This window comes from Cronobacter sp. HA18006 (assembly GCF_011605445.1).
Lineage (GTDB): Bacteria > Pseudomonadota > Gammaproteobacteria > Enterobacterales > Enterobacteriaceae > Cronobacter > Cronobacter sakazakii.
Map to the genome: position 1 here is coordinate 94,408 of NZ_JAANQB010000020.1, position 16,976 is coordinate 111,383.

General features: G+C 59.8%; 17 protein-coding genes. 12 read left to right on the forward strand and 5 right to left on the reverse strand.

Annotated elements, in window-relative coordinates:
• Positions 1 to 7: 7 nt before the first annotated feature.
• From bioA to G9X48_RS09505, 4 genes are all read left to right on the forward strand, one after another.
• Positions 8 to 1,300 carry an adenosylmethionine--8-amino-7-oxononanoate transaminase gene (gene bioA / locus G9X48_RS09490; RefSeq protein ID WP_097640673.1) on the forward strand — a complete coding sequence of 431 codons (1,293 nt, stop codon included), beginning with the start codon at positions 8 to 10 and terminating at the stop codon, positions 1,298 to 1,300.
• A gap of 67 nt (positions 1,301 to 1,367) precedes the next feature.
• On the forward strand, positions 1,368 to 2,048 hold the full coding sequence (locus G9X48_RS09495) for a type 1 glutamine amidotransferase domain-containing protein (protein ID WP_097640672.1): 681 nt from the start codon (positions 1,368 to 1,370) through the stop codon (positions 2,046 to 2,048).
• A gap of 13 nt (positions 2,049 to 2,061) precedes the next feature.
• Positions 2,062 to 2,538 (forward strand): kinase inhibitor, encoded by a 477-nt coding sequence (locus tag G9X48_RS09500; RefSeq protein ID WP_087600255.1) that lies wholly within the window; start codon positions 2,062 to 2,064, stop codon positions 2,536 to 2,538.
• 112 nt (positions 2,539 to 2,650) lie between these two features.
• Positions 2,651 to 3,961, forward strand: coding sequence for a putative acyl-CoA thioester hydrolase (locus tag G9X48_RS09505; RefSeq protein WP_097640671.1), 1,311 nt, complete (start codon positions 2,651 to 2,653; stop codon positions 3,959 to 3,961).
• A gap of 186 nt (positions 3,962 to 4,147) precedes the next feature.
• Here the strand turns inward: G9X48_RS09505 and pgl are convergent, their stop codons facing one another.
• On the reverse strand, positions 4,148 to 5,149 hold the full coding sequence (pgl, locus tag G9X48_RS09510) for a 6-phosphogluconolactonase (RefSeq protein WP_004386734.1): 1,002 nt from the start codon (positions 5,147 to 5,149) through the stop codon (positions 4,148 to 4,150).
• 151 nt (positions 5,150 to 5,300) lie between these two features.
• On the opposite strand from pgl, the gene G9X48_RS09515 reads away from it, so the two are divergent.
• Positions 5,301 to 6,119: a pyridoxal phosphatase gene (locus G9X48_RS09515; RefSeq protein ID WP_088275420.1), complete on the forward strand. Its 819-nt coding sequence runs from the start codon at positions 5,301 to 5,303 to the stop codon at positions 6,117 to 6,119.
• Here G9X48_RS09515 and modC read toward each other — a convergent pair.
• The 4 genes from modC to G9X48_RS09535 all read right to left on the reverse strand — a co-directional run bounded on the left by modC (position 6,116) and on the right by G9X48_RS09535 (position 8,932).
• Positions 6,116 to 7,174 carry a molybdenum ABC transporter ATP-binding protein ModC gene (modC, locus tag G9X48_RS09520; protein ID WP_004386736.1) on the reverse strand — a complete coding sequence of 353 codons (1,059 nt, stop codon included), beginning with the start codon at positions 7,172 to 7,174 and terminating at the stop codon, positions 6,116 to 6,118. The genes G9X48_RS09515 and modC overlap by 4 nt on opposite strands.
• The gene (gene modB / locus G9X48_RS09525) at positions 7,174 to 7,866 is read right to left on the reverse strand and encodes a molybdate ABC transporter permease subunit (protein ID WP_069683218.1); all 693 of its coding nucleotides are present in this window, start codon (positions 7,864 to 7,866) and stop codon (positions 7,174 to 7,176) included. Before modB ends, modC begins: the two co-directional genes overlap by 1 nt.
• Positions 7,863 to 8,639 carry a molybdate ABC transporter substrate-binding protein gene (gene modA, locus G9X48_RS09530; protein ID WP_097640670.1) on the reverse strand — a complete coding sequence of 259 codons (777 nt, stop codon included), beginning with the start codon at positions 8,637 to 8,639 and terminating at the stop codon, positions 7,863 to 7,865. Before modA ends, modB begins: the two co-directional genes overlap by 4 nt.
• A 143-nt stretch (positions 8,640 to 8,782) precedes the next feature.
• Positions 8,783 to 8,932, reverse strand: coding sequence for an AcrZ family multidrug efflux pump-associated protein (locus G9X48_RS09535; protein WP_004386739.1), 150 nt, complete (start codon positions 8,930 to 8,932; stop codon positions 8,783 to 8,785).
• Positions 8,933 to 9,060: 128 nt separating this feature from the next.
• On the opposite strand from G9X48_RS09535, the gene modE reads away from it, so the two are divergent.
• The 7 genes from modE (at position 9,061) to gpmA (ending at position 16,842) form a co-directional block, all read left to right on the forward strand.
• Entirely contained in the window at positions 9,061 to 9,852 is a 792-nt protein-coding gene (gene modE, locus G9X48_RS09540) for a molybdenum-dependent transcriptional regulator (RefSeq protein WP_097640669.1), read from the forward strand.
• A gap of 71 nt (positions 9,853 to 9,923) precedes the next feature.
• Positions 9,924 to 11,396 carry a molybdate ABC transporter ATP-binding protein ModF gene (gene modF, locus G9X48_RS09545; RefSeq protein WP_097640668.1) on the forward strand — a complete coding sequence of 491 codons (1,473 nt, stop codon included), beginning with the start codon at positions 9,924 to 9,926 and terminating at the stop codon, positions 11,394 to 11,396.
• Between the two features lie 227 nt (positions 11,397 to 11,623).
• The gene (gene galE, locus G9X48_RS09550) at positions 11,624 to 12,640 is read left to right on the forward strand and encodes a UDP-glucose 4-epimerase GalE (protein WP_032983216.1); all 1,017 of its coding nucleotides are present in this window, start codon (positions 11,624 to 11,626) and stop codon (positions 12,638 to 12,640) included.
• 10 nt (positions 12,641 to 12,650) lie between these two features.
• Positions 12,651 to 13,697: a galactose-1-phosphate uridylyltransferase gene (galT, locus tag G9X48_RS09555; RefSeq protein WP_015386877.1), complete on the forward strand. Its 1,047-nt coding sequence runs from the start codon at positions 12,651 to 12,653 to the stop codon at positions 13,695 to 13,697.
• Positions 13,698 to 13,699: 2 nt separating this feature from the next.
• Positions 13,700 to 14,848, forward strand: a complete 1,149-nt coding sequence (galK, locus tag G9X48_RS09560; protein ID WP_014729292.1) for a galactokinase — start codon at positions 13,700 to 13,702, stop codon at positions 14,846 to 14,848.
• Positions 14,842 to 15,882 (forward strand): galactose-1-epimerase, encoded by a 1,041-nt coding sequence (gene galM / locus G9X48_RS09565; protein ID WP_004386743.1) that lies wholly within the window; start codon positions 14,842 to 14,844, stop codon positions 15,880 to 15,882. Before galK ends, galM begins: the two co-directional genes overlap by 7 nt.
• A gap of 207 nt (positions 15,883 to 16,089) precedes the next feature.
• Positions 16,090 to 16,842: a 2,3-diphosphoglycerate-dependent phosphoglycerate mutase gene (gene gpmA / locus G9X48_RS09570; protein ID WP_004386744.1), complete on the forward strand. Its 753-nt coding sequence runs from the start codon at positions 16,090 to 16,092 to the stop codon at positions 16,840 to 16,842.
• The last annotated feature ends 134 nt before the right edge of the window (positions 16,843 to 16,976 follow it).

Below are 16,976 nucleotides of genomic sequence, written 5' to 3' on the forward strand. Positions count from 1 at the left end.
ACAAGTCATGATAACTCCTGCCGATCTCGCCTTCGATCGTGACCATATCTGGCACCCTTACACCTCCATGAGCGCGCCGCTGCCGGTCTACCCGGTGACGCATGCCGCCGGCTGCGAACTGCATCTGGCGAGCGGCGAACGGCTGGTGGATGGCATGTCGTCGTGGTGGGCGGCAATTCACGGCTATAACCATCCGCGCCTCAACGCGGCGATGAAAACCCAGATTGACGCGATGTCGCACGTCATGTTCGGCGGCATTACCCACCCCGCCGCGATAGCCCTGTGCCGCAAGCTGGTGGCAATGACCCCGGAGAAGCTCGAGTGCGTGTTTCTTGCCGACTCCGGCTCGGTGGCGGTGGAAGTGGCGATGAAGATGGCGTTGCAGTACTGGCACGCCCGCGGCGAGCCGCGTCAGCGCTTCCTGACCTTCCGCCACGGCTACCACGGCGACACCTTCGGCGCGATGTCGGTGTGCGATCCGGATAACTCAATGCACAGTCTCTGGAAGGGGTACCTGCCGGAAAACCTCTTCGCGCCCGCGCCGCAGAGCCGCTTTGACGGCGAGTGGGATGAGCGCGATCTCGCGCCGTTCGCCCGTCTTTTGGCCGCGCACCGCCAGGAGATAGCCGCCGTCATTCTTGAGCCGATTGTGCAGGGCGCGGGCGGCATGCGGATGTATCACCCGGAGTGGCTTAAGCGCATCCGCCGCATGTGCGATCGCGAAGGCATTTTGCTTATCGCCGATGAGATAGCGACCGGCTTTGGCCGCACCGGCAAGCTGTTCGCCTGCGAGCACGCGGGCGTGACGCCGGATATTCTCTGCCTCGGCAAGGCGCTGACCGGCGGCACGATGACGCTTTCCGCCACCCTCACCACGCGGCATGTCGCCGACACCATCAGCAACGGCGAGGCGGGCTGTTTTATGCACGGCCCGACGTTTATGGGCAATCCGCTTGCCTGCGCAGTGGCAGCCGAGAGCCTGGCGCTGCTGGAAACCGGCGAGTGGCGCGCGCAGGTGGCGACCATAGAGCGGCAGTTGCGTGACGAGCTGGCGCCGTGTCGTGAGCTGCCGCAGGTCGCCGATGTGCGCGTGCTCGGCGCTATCGGCGTGGTGGAAACCACCGCGCCGGTCGAGATGGCCGCGCTTCAGCGCTTTTTCGTGGAACAGGGCGTCTGGGTGCGCCCGTTTGGCCGCCTGATCTACCTGATGCCGCCCTATATCATCACGCCAGAACAGCTCACGCGGCTCACCCGCGCGGTGTGCGAGGCTGTGAAAAACCCGCCGTTTTTCAGACAGTGAGCGCCCGGCAAGCCGTGAGGGATGCACTACACTTTCAGGATTTGCGATAAACAACCAGGAGAGCGCGATGAAGATTCTGATGGTACTGACTTCCCACGACAAACTGGGTGATACCGGGAAAAAAACCGGCTTCTGGCTGGAAGAGTTTGCAGCGCCTTACTTTGTGTTTCGCGACGCGGGGATTGACGTGACGCTCGCCACGCCGCAGGGCGGCCAGCCGCCGCTCGATCCGAAAAGCGATGCGCCGGACGCGCAAACCGCCGACACCCGGCGCTTTCGTGAAGATCATGAGGCTCAGGCCACGCTTGCGAATACCGTGCGGCTCGATGAAATCAACGCCGACGAGTATGACGCGCTGTTTTATCCGGGCGGCCACGGCCCGCTGTGGGATCTCGCCGATCACCCGATTTCTATCGCGCTTATCGAACATTACTGGGGCAGCGGCAAGCCCGTCGCAGCGGTGTGCCACGCGCCGGGCGTGCTGCGTCATGTGAAAAAGCCCGACGGCAGCCCGCTGGTAGAAGGCAAACGCGTCACGGGCTTTACCAACAGCGAAGAAGAGGCGGTCGGGCTGACCGATGTCGTGCCGTTCCTCGTGGAAGATGCGCTCAAAGAGGCGGGCGGCCAGTTTGAGCGCACCGATGACTGGGGCGTGCATGTGGTTGTTGACGGCCATCTGGTGACCGGCCAGAACCCGGCGTCTTCCGCCGCCACCGCCGAAGCGCTGTTAAAATTGCTTCATCTGTAAGCGGGGAAACAGCATGAAGTTAATCAGTGTGAATTTTAACGACGGGGATAAGCTCCCCGCACGCCACGTGTTTAACGGCATGGGTTACGAGGGCGATAATATTTCGCCCCATCTCACCTGGGATGACGTGCCGCCCGGCACCAAAAGTTTTGTGGTGACCTGTTACGATCCGGATGCGCCCACCGGCTCCGGCTGGTGGCACTGGGTTGTGGCGAATTTGCCCGCCGATACCCGCGTGCTGCCGCAGGGCGCGGGGTCTGGTCAGGCTGACCTGCCGGACGGTGCCATCCAGACGCGCACCGATTTTGGCACTGCAGGCTACGGCGGCGCGGCCCCGCCAAAAGGGGAAACACACCGCTATATTTTCACCGTGCACGCGCTGGATGTAGAGCGCATTGACGTTGATGAAAACGCCAGCGGCGCGATGGTCGGGTTTAATGTGCACTTCCACCGGCTCGCCAGCGCCTCGCTGACGGCGCACTACATCTGAATCATTTTGAAGCCGGTTATCACAATCGGCTTCCCGTTTCGCTCAACTTAGTATAAAAAAGCAGGCTCTTGTGCGTTCCCCCATTTTAAACAGGCTTAGCAAGGAGCAACCCTTGAACACATTTTCGGTTTCCCGTCTGGCGCTGGCGTTCGCTTTTGGCGTGACACTGACTGCATGCAGCTCAACGCCACCGGACCAACGTCCTTCTGAACAACGCGCGCCGGGTACGTCGGCTCGCCCGGTGCTGTCTGCGGATGAAGCGAAAAATTTCGTCCCGGCCCGCTATTTCGCCAATATCGATCCGAATGCCGCGCCGTGGTCACCCTCCCCGATTCGACTGCCTGAAAAAGCGGACTTCGTGGTCGGCCAGGCGGGCGAGCAGGGCGTGACCCACACCAGCATTCAGGCCGCCGTTGACGCCGCGATTGCGCGTCACGCGACGGCACGTCAGTACATCGCTGTACTCCCCGGCACTTACGAAGGCACCGTTTATGTGCCTGCGGCACCGGGCAGCGTGACGATTTACGGCACCGGCGAAAAACCGCTGGATGTGAAAATCAGCGCCGCGCTGGACAGCGAAATGGATGCCAACACCTGGCGTCGTACCGTGAACCCGTCCGGCAAATATATGCCCGGCAAACCGGCCTGGTATATGTTCGATAACTGCCAGAACCGCCGCAACGGCAGTGTCGGCCTGATGTGCTCCGCGGTGTTCTGGTCGCAGAATAATGGCCTGCAACTGCAAAACCTGACCATTGAAAACAGCCTCGGCGACGCCGCGGGCGAAGGTCAGCACCAGGCTGTCGCGCTGCGCACCGACGGCGACCGCGTGCAGATCAACAAAGTGAATGTTCTGGGCCGCCAGAATCCGTTCCTGGTGACCAACAGCGATATCCGCAACCGCTTCACGCCGGATCGTCTCACCCGCACGCAGGTGACGAACAGCTACGTGGAAGGCGATGTGGATCTGGTCGCGGGCCGCGGCGCGGTGGTGTTTGATAACACCGAATTCCGCGTAGTGAACACCCGTACCCAGAAAGAAGGTTATGTGTTTGCGCCAGCGACCATGCCGAACTTCTATTACGGCTTCCTCGCCGTGAACAGCCGCTTTGTCGCGGCCGGTGAAGGCGTGGCGCAGCTTGGCCGCGCATGGGATATGGACGCGAGCGCCAACGGTTATACCCCAGGCCAGACGCCAAACGGTCAGGTTGTTATCCGCGACAGCGTGATTGACGCCGGCTTCAACACCGCGCAGCCGTGGGGCCCGGCGCTGGGCTCACAGCGTCCGTTCACCGGCAACACCGGCGCGCAGGACGACAAAGGCAATATCCAGCGCGATCTGAACGACGCGAACGCCAACCGTCTGTGGGAATACAACAACCGCGGGCTGGGCAGCAAAGTGGTTGCCGAACCGAAAACGTAATCGCACGGCATCTGTCAGGCATCAGAAAAAAGGGGGAGCAATCCCCCTTTTTCTTTGCCCGTTTGTTGACGTAAGGCAATCGCCTGACGGTTACGGCCCGTATGATAAGGGCGTTGAGAACAACAGACGTGCAGGGTGGCTCACCACCGCCCATAAAAAACCTCGCCGCGGCGAGGTTTTTTATTTTTACGCATCGAAGGCGTTAATCACGACCCACATCGGCCCCTGGCCTACCGCGTAACGGCCTTTCTCCGCGAGCAGCCCCTGTTCGCCTTCAATGCCGTAAACCGCAATGTGATGCGATTTCTGGCCGGCGGCAATCAGATACTGCCCGCTGTTGTCGATGTTAAAACCGCGCGGCTGGGTTTCGGTTGGCTGGTGCCCCTGCACCGCCAGGACGCTGCCATCTTCAGAAACGGTGAAGACCGTAATGACGCTGGCGGTGCGATCGCAGGCGTAGAGATGACGGCCATCCGGCGTAATGTGAATATCCGCCGCCCAGCGGGTGTCGGAGAAATCGGCCGGCATCATATCCAGCGTCTGTACGCATTCGATATTGCCGTGCGGATCGCTCAGCGCCCACACATCCACCGAGCTGTTCAGCTCATTCACACAGTAGGCAAACGGTTTGCTCGGGTGGAAGACCATATGGCGCGGCCCGGCACCCGCGACGGTGGTGACTTCCGCTGGCGTTTGCGACTCAAGGTGGCCATCGTCGGTCAACGTGAACAGGCAGATGCGATCCTGCTTCAGCGCAGGCACCCACAGCGTGCGGTTATCCGGAGAGATATTCGCCGAGTGGCAGCCTTCCAGCCCTTCTACCACCGTGACAGTCTCGCCCGGCAGGCCATCGTTCAGGCGCACCACGCTTACACTGCCCGCGTTATAGGAGCCGCTGAACAGAAAACGGCCGGTATGATCGGTCGAAATATGCGTCGGGCTGCCCGGCAGCGGCGCTTCGCCCGCCTCGCTGAGCGTGCCGTCATGGGCGGCGATGCGATACGCGATAACGCGAAACTCCGGGCGCACGCCAACGTACAGGAAACGCTTGTCAGGGCTGATGACCATCGGCTGAACCTGCCCTGGCGCATCCACCACCTGCAATAGCGTCAGCGTGCCCTGCGGCTCCAGACGCCAGACGTGGATCTGCTGGCTCTCCGGGCTTGCGGTATAAACGGTTTGTTTCATGAATACTCCTTGCTTCACTGAGCCTGAAAGACTGTTTCAAGGGTAGCGCGTTTTATCTTCCTGTGCCGACGCAGGCCTTGCGGGTTTCGCGCGATGTCTGTCGCGGTGTACCATCAACCGAATATTCTGACTGACGACTCTGGAAACCTGCATGACTTTTCGCGTAATCGCTCTCGACTTAGACGGCACATTGTTAACCGCTCAAAAAACCATCCTCCCGGAATCCCTCGATGCGCTGGCGCGCGCGAAAGCCGCCGGGCTGAAACCGGTGATCGTCACCGGGCGCCACCATAATGCCATCCACCCTTTTTATCAGGCACTGGCGCTCGATACACCTGCCATTTGTTGTAATGGCACTTATTTGTATGATTATCAAGCGGAAAAGGTCATTACGGCCGATCCAATGAGCCCGCAACAGGCTGAAAGGCTGCTGGAATTACTGAGCGACGCGGGGATTCCGGCGCTGATGTATATGGATGACGCGATGCTGTATGAACACGCCTGCGGCCATATCGAGCGCACTCAGAACTGGGCGCTGCGCCTGCCCGAAGCGCAGCGCCCGGTGTTCCGTCAGGTTGATTCGCTGCGCGAAGCGGCCCGCTCGGTGGAAAATATCTGGAAATTCGCGCTCACCGGAGAAGACATTCCGCGCCTGCAAAACCTCGCGCTGACCATTGAGCGCGAGCTGGGCCTCGCCTGCGAGTGGTCATGGCACGATCAGGTGGATGTGGCCGCCCCCGGCAACAGCAAAGGCAAACGCCTGGCGCAGTGGGTGGAATCGCAGGGATTATCGATGGATCAGGTGGTGGCGTTCGGGGATAACCATAACGACATTTCCATGCTGGAGCGCGCGGGGCTTGGCATCGCCATGGGCAACGCCGACGACATCGTGAAATCGCACGCCGACAAAGTCATTGGCCCCAATAGCGAGGCCAGCATTGCCGACGCGCTGCGTCAGTGGGTGCTTTAAGTCGTTATCGACACGCTTTTTATCTGGGCGTAGAGCCACAGGCCAGGCTTGATGGCCAGCTCATCGCGCGCCCACGGGCTGATGCGCGCCCAGAGGGTGCGCGAGCCCACCTCCAGTTGCACTTCCACCTGCCCGTTGTCGTCGTAACACTGCGCGACGCGGGCGCGCAGAATGTTGCGGATGCTGCTTTGCAGCGGCGGCTGTAGCACCAGCGACACGTCAGACGCCTGAATGCGAATGCGCAGCGCCGTCTGGAGCGGTTTTTCGATACGGTTAACCCACAGGTGCTGATCGCCCAGCGCCAGCGCCGTCATCGCGTAGTGCGGATGATGCTCAAGCACCGTGACTTTCAGCACGCTGCTCTGCTGCTCGGGCGGCAGCCAGGGGTGCATCACGCTGCTGCCCCAGATATCCTCCAGGCTGCCGAACGCTTTCACCTCGCCCTGCTCCAGCACCAGCACTTTATCGGCCAGATGCAGGATCTCCTCCAGCGAATGGCTGACGTAGAGCATCGGGATATTGATTTCGCGCGCCAGCCGTTGCAGGTACGGCAACAGTTCGCGCTTGCGCGGCACGTCGAGCGAGGCGAGCGGTTCGTCAAGCAGCAGCAATTCCGGCGCCGTCAGCAGCGCGCGGCCAATCGCCACGCGCTGTTTTTCACCGCCCGAAAGCGTCCCCGGCAAGCGATCGAGCAGTGGCTCAATGCCAAGCAGCGTCACCAGTTTGTCAAACTGCGACGCCATCTCTTTCGCCATGCCATATTTCAGGTTGCCGCGCACTTTATAGTGCGGAAAGAGGCGCGCATCCTGAAAGACATAGCCGACGCGGCGTTTCTCGGGCGGCAGAAAAGTGTCGGTTTCGGTGTCGCTCAGCACGCGATCGTTTAACACAATGCGTCCGTGCTGCGGGCGGGTCAGTCCGCTTATCGCGTTAATCAGCGAGGTTTTGCCCGCGCCCGACACGCCAAACACGGCGGTAATGCCGCTCCCCGGCAGAGTTTCGTTAACCGTCAGGCGATGCTTGCCGAGCACTTGGGTGAAATTGAGTTCCAGCATCAGGACGCCCCCAGACGGCGGCGGCTCTGGCGCGCCAGCCATTCAGAAAACATCAGCGAACAGAGTGCCAGCACAATGGCGATAACGCACAGGCGCGCAGCGGCGCCCTCGCCGCCCGGCGTCTGGATAAGCGTATACATCGCCGACGGCAGCGTGCGGGTTTCGCCCGGAATATTGGAAACAAAGGTAATGGTAGCGCCGAATTCGCCGAGCGAACGCGCAAAGGCCAGCACGGTGCCGACGATAATGCCCGGCAGCGTCAGCGGCAGCGTGATAGTGAAAAAAACACGCCAGCGGCTGGCACCCAGCGTGCGTGCCGCCGCCTCGAGACGAATATCCACCGCCTCCAGCGCCAGGCGAATGGCGCGCACCATCAACGGAAACGCCATTACCGCCGAGGCGAGCACAGCTCCGCGCCAGGTAAACGCGAGCGTGATGCCAAAGAGATCGTAGAGCCATTCGCCTATCAGACCGCGGCGGCCAAACACCACCAGCAGCAGATAACCGACCACCACGGGCGGCAGCACCAGCGGCAGATGAACCACGCCGTCCAGCAGCGTTTTGCCCGGGAAGGTGCAGCGCACCAGCACCCAGGCGAGAAGAACCCCGAAGGGCAAACTGATAAGTACCGCAAGCGTAGAGACTTTCAGGCTAAGCAGTACCGCCTGCCATTCGGGTTCCGTCAACATCATTGGCTGGTTGTAAATCCGTATCGTTTAAACACTGCGGCAGCTTCCGGGCCCTGCAGATAGCGGTAAAACGCGCTGACCGTCGGGTTGTTATGCCCGTCGATGATCGCCAGCGGATATTCCACTTTCTGATGGGAATCCTCCGGGAAGGTGCCAACCACTTTCACACCGTGGCTCGCCACGGCGTCAGAACCATACACGATGCCCAGCGGCGCTTCGTCGCGCTCCACCAGCGCCAGCGCGCCGCGCACATCTTCCGCAGGCGCAAGCTGTGCGGAGAGCGTCTCCCACGCGCCGAGTTTTTGCAATGCCTCTTTGGCGTAAATTCCGGCAGGCACGTGCGCCGGATCGCCCACCGCCAGACGGCCGCCTTTCAGCAGGCTTTTCCAGTCGGTGCTGCGGTTAATCACGATATCGCCCTGCGTGCTTTTCGCCGCTGCCACCACCACAAGACTATTGCCGAGCAGCGTTTTACGGCTCGGCGCGTCAATCGCTTTTTTATCGGCGGCGTAATCCATCCACTTCTGATCGGCGGAGATAAAAATATCCGCCGGCGCCCCCGCTTCAATCTGGCGTGCGAGCGTGGAAGAGGACGCGAACGACGAGACCACTTTCACCTGATGCCCTTTGGCATAGTCTTTAGCGATATCCTGCAGCGCGTTGGTCAGCGACGCGGCGGCGAACACGGTGACCGTGTTGTCCTGCGCCAGAGAAGCGCCCACCGCGCCCGCGCTTAAGGTGACGCCGAGCGCCAGTTTTAACCATAATTGTGCCATGAGACATTCCTTACCGTTTCGTTATATATAAGACAATATAACGCTGTGGGCAGGGTTTTCCCAGCAATTATCTATCGGCAAAAAAAACGGCGGCTTGAGGGTAGAGAAAGGAAAACGCCCGGCAAAGCCGGGCGCGGGGGGAATCAGCGGTGCTGTTTAGACTGGTCTTTGTGACCGATGCCGGAGAAGATATTGAACACTTCACCGAGGCCCCAGATTAACCCCAGGATCACGGCCATCACCACCGGCACCATAATCACGGCAAATGCCAGACTTTTCAACAACTCGAACATGGTTGCCTCCTGAAAACAGTAAACCGTCATTCTAGCGGGATCCGCGCGAAACATCCTGCCCTTTTGTGCCATTTGCGCCGACCCGCCGCTTTCCTTCACAATAGCCTTTTGCCCGGCTGGAGGCCACCATGCAGGCCGATATTCTCCTTACGCTTAAACTGCACGACAAAATTTTTGCCGACCCACGGCGTATCAACCTGCTGAAACAGGTGGCGCTGACGGGCTCTATCAGCCAGGGCGCGAAGCTCGCGGGCATCAGCTATAAAAGCGCGTGGGACGCCATCAATGAGATGAATCAGCTTGGTGATAAACTGCTGGTGGAACGCGCCACCGGCGGTAAAGGTGGCGGCGGTGCGCAGGTGACGCCTTACGGTGAGCGGCTTATCGCGCTCTACGATCTGCTGGGGCAGATCCAGCAAAAGGCGTTTGACGCGCTTTCTGACGACGCGCTGCCGCTGGACAGCCTGCTGGCCGCCATCGCCCGCTTCTCGCTGCAAACCAGCGCCCGTAACCAGTGGTTCGGCGAAGTCGTCAGCCGCGACGCCTGCCCGGTTCAGGAAACTATTGAGATTGCACTCGCCGGGAGCGGCACGCGAATCAACGCCGCGGTCACCACGCAGAGCGCCGAGCGGCTGGCGCTTTCGCCGGGTAAAGAGGTGCTGGCGCTCGTCAAAGCGCCGTGGGTGCATCTCGCCCGCGATCCGCAGGAGGCCGCTCACGCCGATAACCAGCTCGCCGGCACCATCAGCCATATCGCCCGTACCCCGCAGCACTGCGAAATTCTCCTGACGCTTAATGACGGCCAGACGCTCTGCGCCACGCTGACGCCGGAAGCCGCGCAGGCGTTAGACCCGCAGGAAGGCCTGGCGGTGACGGCCTGGTTTAACGCCGACAGCGTGATCCTCGCCACCCTCTGTTAACGCGCGTCGTTGACATTGCGCCGTGAAAAACGTATCCCTGTGGTTTTACGCTGCAAAAAATGGGATACGGGATGACAACGTTGCAAATTATGCAAGGCACGTTTCGCATTAGCGATACGCGCGCGCTTCATATTGAGGATCTGACTGTCCACGCAGGCGAAAGCTGGGCGTTTGTCGGCGCTAACGGCAGCGGCAAATCGTCCCTCGCGCGGGCGCTGGCGGGCGAGCTCACCACAGAGAAAGGCGAGCGCGTTTGTCACTTCTCCCGCATCGCCCTGCTCTCGTTTGAACAGCTGCAAAAGCTGGTCAGCGCCGAGTGGCAGCGCAATAACACCGATATGCTGAGCCCCGACGAAGACGACACCGGGCGCACCACCGCGCAGATTATTCAGGATGAAATCCATGATCCGGCGCGATGTGCAGCACTCGCGGCGCGCTTCGGCATCGATGCGCTGCTGGCGCGGCGCTTTAAATATCTCTCCACCGGCGAAACCCGCAAAACGCTGCTCTGTCAGGCGCTGATGTCGCAGCCCGATTTATTGATCCTCGATGAGCCGTTTGACGGCCTCGACGTCGCCTCACGCGAACAGCTCGCGCAGCTGCTTGGCGAGCTGAGCGCGCAAGGCCTGACGCTGGTGCTGATCCTGAACCGCTTTGATGAAATTCCCGATTTTGTGCAGCACGCAGGCGTAGTGGCGGACTGCACGCTGGTGGAGACGGGCGATAAAGCCACACTGCTGAACCAGGCGCTGGTGGCGCAGTTGGCCCACAGCGAGCGATTATCCGGCGTGAAACTGCCGGAGGCGGACGCCCCCGCGGCGCGCCACACGCTCAATGCCAGCGAGCCGCGCATTGTGCTGCGAAACGGCGTGGTTTCGTACAACGATCGCCCTGTCCTTAACAACCTGAGCTGGACGGTCAACCCCGGCGAACACTGGCAGATTGTCGGCCCCAACGGCGCGGGGAAATCGACGCTCTTAAGTCTGGTGACAGGCGATCATCCGCAGGGCTACAGCAATGACCTTACGCTCTTTGGCCGTCGTCGCGGCAGCGGCGAAACCATCTGGGATATCAAAAAGCATATCGGTTATGTGAGCAGCAGTTTGCATCTTGATTACCGCGTCAGTGCCTCGGTGCGCAGCGTGATCCTTTCCGGTTATTTCGACTCCATCGGGATTTATCAGGCCGTCTCGGACCGCCAGCAGCAGCTGACGCGCGAGTGGCTCGATATTCTCGGCATGGACGACGCCACCGCCGACGCGCCGTTTCACAGCCTCTCCTGGGGTCAGCAGCGGCTGGCGCTGATTGTACGCGCGCTGGTGAAACACCCGACGCTGCTTATCCTTGATGAACCGTTGCAGGGGCTCGACCCGCTGAACCGCCAGCTGGTGCGCCGTTTTGTGGATGTGTTGATTAGCGAAGGCGAAACGCAGTTGCTGTTTGTCTCGCACCACGCCGAAGACGCGCCGCAGTGCATGACCCACCGTTTAACCTTCATTCCTGACGGCGACAGCTATCGTTATCAGTTCGATACGCTGCGTTAACACAGCGCATTCAGACGGGCCGGACGTTTTCCGGCCCATACTCCCCGCTTTCACTTTCAGATTAGCTGCAAATGCGCGCTTCGCGTTTTGTTTTACAATGGCTTAGCGTTGTCAGCTAACGGAGTGAAAAGCAGTGTAAACGATTCCACTAATTTATCCCATGTCACACTTTTTAGCGCTCTGTTATGCTATGGTTAATACATACCATAAGCGTAATGGAGCCAAATATGCGAGTTCTGGTAACGGGTGGTAGCGGTTACATCGGAAGTCATACCTGTGTGCAACTGCTGCAAAACAATCATGATGTGGTCATCCTTGATAACCTCTGCAACAGTAAGCGCAGCGTTCTGCCGGTGATTGAGCGTCTGGGCGGTAAAGCCGCGACGTTTATCGATGGCGATATCCGCGATGAAGCGCTGCTGCGCGAGATTTTCCACGACTACGCCATCGACACGGTGATCCATTTCGCCGGTCTGAAGGCGGTCGGCGAATCCGTCGCGAAACCGCTTGAGTATTACGACAACAACGTCAACGGTACGCTGCGCCTGATCTCTGCGATGCGCGCCGCGGGCGTTACCAATTTTATTTTCAGCTCCTCCGCGACCGTTTACGGCGACCAGCCGAAAATCCCTTATGTCGAAAGTTTCCCGACCGGCACGCCGCAAAGCCCGTATGGCAAAAGCAAGCTGATGGTCGAGCAGATCCTGACCGACCTGCAAAAAGCCTGCCCGGAGTGGAGCATCGCGCTGCTGCGTTATTTCAACCCGGTCGGCGCGCATCCGTCGGGCGATATGGGCGAAGATCCGCAAGGCATCCCGAATAACCTGATGCCGTATATCGCGCAGGTGGCGGTGGGTCGTCGCGAATCGCTGGCGGTTTTCGGTAATGATTACCCGACCAAAGACGGCACCGGCGTGCGCGACTATATCCACGTGATGGATCTTGCCGACGGCCACGTGGCCGCAATGCAACAACTGGCCGACAAGCCGGGCGTGCATATCTACAACCTCGGCGCGGGCGTCGGCAGCAGCGTGCTGGATGTCGTGAACGCGTTCAGCAAAGCCTGCGGCAAGCCTATCAATTATCACTTCGCGCCGCGCCGCGACGGCGACCTGCCCGCGTACTGGGCGGACGCCACCAAAGCAGACCAGGATCTGAACTGGCGCGTGACGCGTTCATTACAGGAAATGGCGGACGACACCTGGCGCTGGCAGTCACGTCATCCCCAAGGTTATCCCGATTAAAGGAAGTCAGATGGAACAGTTTAACCCCGTGGATCATCCGCACCGTCGTTATAACCCGCTGACCGGACAATGGATTCTGGTTTCGCCGCATCGCGCCAAGCGCCCCTGGCAGGGGGCGCAGGAAACGCCTGCGAAACAGACGCTGCCGCAGCACGATCCCGATTGTTTTCTCTGCCCCGGCAACACCCGTGTTACCGGGGATAAAAACCCGCAGTACACCGGCACCTATGTGTTTACCAACGATTTCGCCGCGCTGATGACCGATACGCCGGACGCGCCGCAAAGCGCCGATCCGCTGATGCGTCTTGAGAGCGCCCGCGGCACCAGCCGCGTGATCTGCTTCTCGCCGGATCACAGCAAAACGCTGCCGGAGCTGACGCTGCCCGCGCTCGAAGAGGTGGTGAACACCTGGCAGACGCAGACCGCCGAACTTGGCAAAACCTACCCGTGGGTACAGGTGTTTGAAAACAAAGGCGCGGCGATGGGCTGCTCCAACCCGCATCCGCACGGTCAGATCTGGGCTAACAGCTTTTTGCCGAATGAAGCCGAGCGTGAAGACCGGCTGCAGCGCGAGTATTTCGAACAGCAAGGCTCGCCGATGCTGGTGGATTACGCACAGCGTGAACTGGCAGACGGCAGCCGCACGGTAGTTGAAACCGAACACTGGCTGGCGGTAGTGCCATACTGGGCGGCCTGGCCGTTTGAAACGCTGCTGCTGCCGAAGACGCACATTCTGCGCATGACCGACCTGACTGACGCGCAGCGCAGTTGCCTTGCGGTGGCGCTGAAAAAACTCACCAGCCGCTACGACAACCTGTTCCAGACCTCATTCCCCTACTCGATGGGCTGGCACGGCGCGCCGTTCAATGGTGAAGAGAACACGCACTGGCAGCTTCACGCCCACTTCTACCCGCCGCTGCTGCGCAGCGCCACGGTACGTAAATTTATGGTGGGGTATGAAATGCTGGCGGAAACCCAGCGCGATTTAACCGCCGAACAGGCGGCAGAGCGTCTGCGCGCCGTCAGCGACGTCCATTTTCGCGAATCCGGAGAATAACAATGAGCCTGAAAGAAAAGACACACGCCCTGTTTGCCGAAAAATTCGGCTACCCTGCGACCACCCACATTCAGGCACCGGGCCGCGTTAATCTTATTGGCGAGCACACCGACTATAACGACGGTTTCGTGCTGCCGTGCGCTATCGATTACCAGACGGTGATCAGCTGCGCAAAGCGTGACGACCGCCGCGTGCGCGTCGTTGCCGCCGATTACGATAACGAAACCGATGAGTTTTCTCTCGATGAGCCGATCCTGACGCACGACAGCCAGCAGTGGTCGAACTATGTGCGCGGCGTGGTGAAGCATCTGCAACAGCGCGATCCTGGCTTCGGCGGTGCCGATCTGGTGATCAGCGGCAATGTGCCGCAGGGCGCGGGCTTAAGCTCTTCGGCATCGCTGGAAGTGGCGGTCGGCACCGTGTTCCGCCACCTCTATCACCTTTCGCTCGACGGCGCGCAGATCGCTCTGAACGGTCAGGAAGCAGAAAACCAGTTCGTCGGCTGCAACTGCGGGATCATGGATCAGCTTATCTCCGCGCTCGGTAAAAAAGACCATGCGTTGCTTATCGACTGCCGCAGCCTCGGCACCAAAGCGGTGCCGATGCCGCAGGGTGTGGCGGTCGTTATTATCAACAGTAATTTCAAACGTACGCTGGTCGGCAGCGAGTACAACACCCGCCGCGAACAGTGCGAAACCGGCGCGCGTTTCTTCACGCAAAAAGCGCTGCGCGACGTGAGCCTGGATCAGTTTAACGCCGTGGCGCATGAGCTTGACCCGATCGTCGCTAAACGTGTGCGCCATGTGCTGACTGAAAACGCCCGCACCGTCGAAGCGGCTGATGCGCTGGCGAAAGGCGATCTGACCCGCATGGGCGAGCTGATGGCGGAATCTCACGCCTCCATGCGCGACGACTTTGAAATTACCGTTCCGCAGATCGATACTCTGGTGGAAATTGTGAAATCGGTTATCGGTGACAAAGGCGGCGTGCGCATGACGGGCGGCGGCTTCGGCGGCTGCGTCGTGGCGCTGGTGCCGGAAGCCCTCGTGCCGGAAGTGCAGGCTGCCGTGAAAGCGCAATATGAGGCGCGCACCGGTATTAAAGAAACGTTTTACGTGTGCAAACCTTCAGAAGGAGCAGGTCTGTGCTAAAAGAGACGCCACAACTGGCCCCGGATGGCCAGCCGTATCGTATCTCCACCCTGCGCAACGCCGCAGGGATGGTGGTCACCGTGATGGACTGGGGCGCGACGCTGCTGTCGGCCCGCGTCCCGATGAAAGACGCCAGCGTGCGCGAAACGCTGCTGGGCTGTCCGAGCCCGGAAATCTGGCTGGAGCAGACCGCGTTTCTCGGCGCGTCGGTAGGCCGTTACGCCAACCGCATCGCGCAGTCACGCTTTACGCTCGATGGCGAGACGTATTCTCTTACGCCAAGCCAGGGCGAAAACCAGCTGCACGGCGGCCCGGAAGGGTTCGATAAACGCCGCTGGCGCATTGTGCGCCAGAACGGGCAGGAAGTGCTTTATACGCTGGATTCGCAGGATGGCGATCAGGGTTATCCTGGCGAGCTGCGCGCCACCGCGCATTTCCGCCTGACCGACGATAACCGCATCAGCATTGAATACCGCGCCCGCGTGGATAAACCGTGCCCGGTCAACCTCACGAACCATGCCTATTTCAACCTGGACGGCGAGCAGAACGACGTGCGCGATCATCGCCTGCAACTCTTCGCCGAACGCTATCTGCCGGTTGATGAGCAGGGCATTCCGCGTGAGGGGCTGGCGGACGTGGCGGGAACCGGTTTTGATTTCCGCGAGCCGAAAAAAATCGCGCAGGATTTCCTGAAAGACGAAGGCCAGCAGCGCGTGAAAGGCTATGACCACGCCTGGCTGCTGGACGCGAAAGGCGATGTGAATCAGCCGGCGGCGCATGTCTGGTCGAGCGATGAAAAGCTCAAAATGACGGTCTATACCACCGCCCCTGCGTTGCAGTTCTACTCTGGCAACTATCTGGAAGGCACGCCTGCGCGCGAACAGGGTACGTACAGCGCCTGGCAAGGGCTGGCGCTGGAGAGCGAATTTCTGCCGGACAGCCCTAATCACCCGGAATGGCCGCAGCCGGACTGCATTCTGCGCCCGGACCAGGAATACCAGAGCATCACGCAGTACCACTTTATTCCTCAGTAACGCAAAGCCCTCTTCAAAGAGGGCTTTTTTTCGCCATTTTGCTGTTATTACCGCCAGTTACTGACAAAAAAATCACGGCCGATTCACATGCGCCTTACACTGCACCGCTATTTTCGCTATGTTAAAGGTTTACGTTGCCGCTAACTTCAACACGGCAATATAATGATAACTGTTATCATTCAATCAGGCTTATGAAGGAGTAATACTATGGCTGTTACTAAGCTGGTTCTGGTTCGTCACGGCGAAAGCCAGTGGAACAACGAAAACCGCTTTACCGGTTGGTACGACGTTGACCTGTCTGAGAAAGGCGTCAGCGAAGCGAAAGCCGCAGGCAAGCTGCTGAAAGACGAAGGCTACAGCTTTGACTTTGCTTATACCTCCGTGCTGAAACGTGCCATCCACACGCTGTGGAACATCCTGGACGGGCTGGATCAGGCCTGGCTGCCGGTTGAAAAATCCTGGAAACTGAACGAGCGTCACTACGGCGCGCTGCAGGGTCTGAACAAAGCTGAAACCGCTGAAAAATACGGTGACGAGCAGGTGAAACAGTGGCGTCGCGGCTTCGCGGTGACTCCGCCGGCGCTGACCAAAGATGACGAGCGCTATCCGGGCCACGATCCGCGTTATGCGAAACTGAGCGAGCAGGAACTGCCGCTGACTGAGAGCCTGGCGCTGACCATCGATCGCGTTATCCCTTACTGGAATGAAACCATTCTGCCGCGCCTGAAAAGCGGTGAGCGCGTAATTATCGCCGCTCACGGTAACTCCCTGCGCGCGCTGGTGAAATACCTGGATAACATGAGCGAAGAAGAGATCCTTGAGCTGAATATCCCGACCGGCGTGCCGCTGGTGTATGAGTTCGACGAAAACTTCAAACCGATTAAGCACTACTATCTGGGTAACGCTGACGAGATCGCAGCGAAAGCGGCGGCTGTCGCAAACCAGGGTAAAGCGAAGTAATTCGCAACCGTAAGATGTGCAAAAGGCGTGGTGAAGACCACGCCTTTTTTATTGGGGCGTGATAGCGGGTTAGCATGGCGAGTGCGTGAGACAGATATGGCGGGTGCGCTGCGCTTACCCGCCCTACGGCATAA

Bases quoted from the DNA above. Each gene is read 5' to 3' on its own strand.
- bioA (WP_097640673.1), top strand. From the start codon at position 8: ATGATAACTCCTGCCGATCTCGCCTTCGATCGTGACCATATCTGGCAC.
- G9X48_RS09495 (WP_097640672.1), top strand. From the start codon at position 1,368: ATGAAGATTCTGATGGTACTGACTTCCCACGACAAACTGGGTGATACC.
- G9X48_RS09500 (WP_087600255.1), top strand. From the start codon at position 2,062: ATGAAGTTAATCAGTGTGAATTTTAACGACGGGGATAAGCTCCCCGCA.
- pgl (WP_004386734.1), bottom strand. From the start codon at position 5,149: ATGAAACAAACCGTTTATACCGCAAGCCCGGAGAGCCAGCAGATCCAC.
- G9X48_RS09515 (WP_088275420.1), top strand. From the start codon at position 5,301: ATGACTTTTCGCGTAATCGCTCTCGACTTAGACGGCACATTGTTAACC.
- modC (WP_004386736.1), bottom strand. From the start codon at position 7,174: ATGCTGGAACTCAATTTCACCCAAGTGCTCGGCAAGCATCGCCTGACG.
- modB (WP_069683218.1), bottom strand. From the start codon at position 7,866: ATGATGTTGACGGAACCCGAATGGCAGGCGGTACTGCTTAGCCTGAAA.
- modA (WP_097640670.1), bottom strand. From the start codon at position 8,639: ATGGCACAATTATGGTTAAAACTGGCGCTCGGCGTCACCTTAAGCGCG.
- G9X48_RS09535 (WP_004386739.1), bottom strand. From the start codon at position 8,932: ATGTTCGAGTTGTTGAAAAGTCTGGCATTTGCCGTGATTATGGTGCCG.
- modE (WP_097640669.1), top strand. From the start codon at position 9,061: ATGCAGGCCGATATTCTCCTTACGCTTAAACTGCACGACAAAATTTTT.
- modF (WP_097640668.1), top strand. From the start codon at position 9,924: ATGACAACGTTGCAAATTATGCAAGGCACGTTTCGCATTAGCGATACG.
- galE (WP_032983216.1), top strand. From the start codon at position 11,624: ATGCGAGTTCTGGTAACGGGTGGTAGCGGTTACATCGGAAGTCATACC.
- galT (WP_015386877.1), top strand. From the start codon at position 12,651: ATGGAACAGTTTAACCCCGTGGATCATCCGCACCGTCGTTATAACCCG.
- galK (WP_014729292.1), top strand. From the start codon at position 13,700: ATGAGCCTGAAAGAAAAGACACACGCCCTGTTTGCCGAAAAATTCGGC.
- gpmA (WP_004386744.1), top strand. From the start codon at position 16,090: ATGGCTGTTACTAAGCTGGTTCTGGTTCGTCACGGCGAAAGCCAGTGG.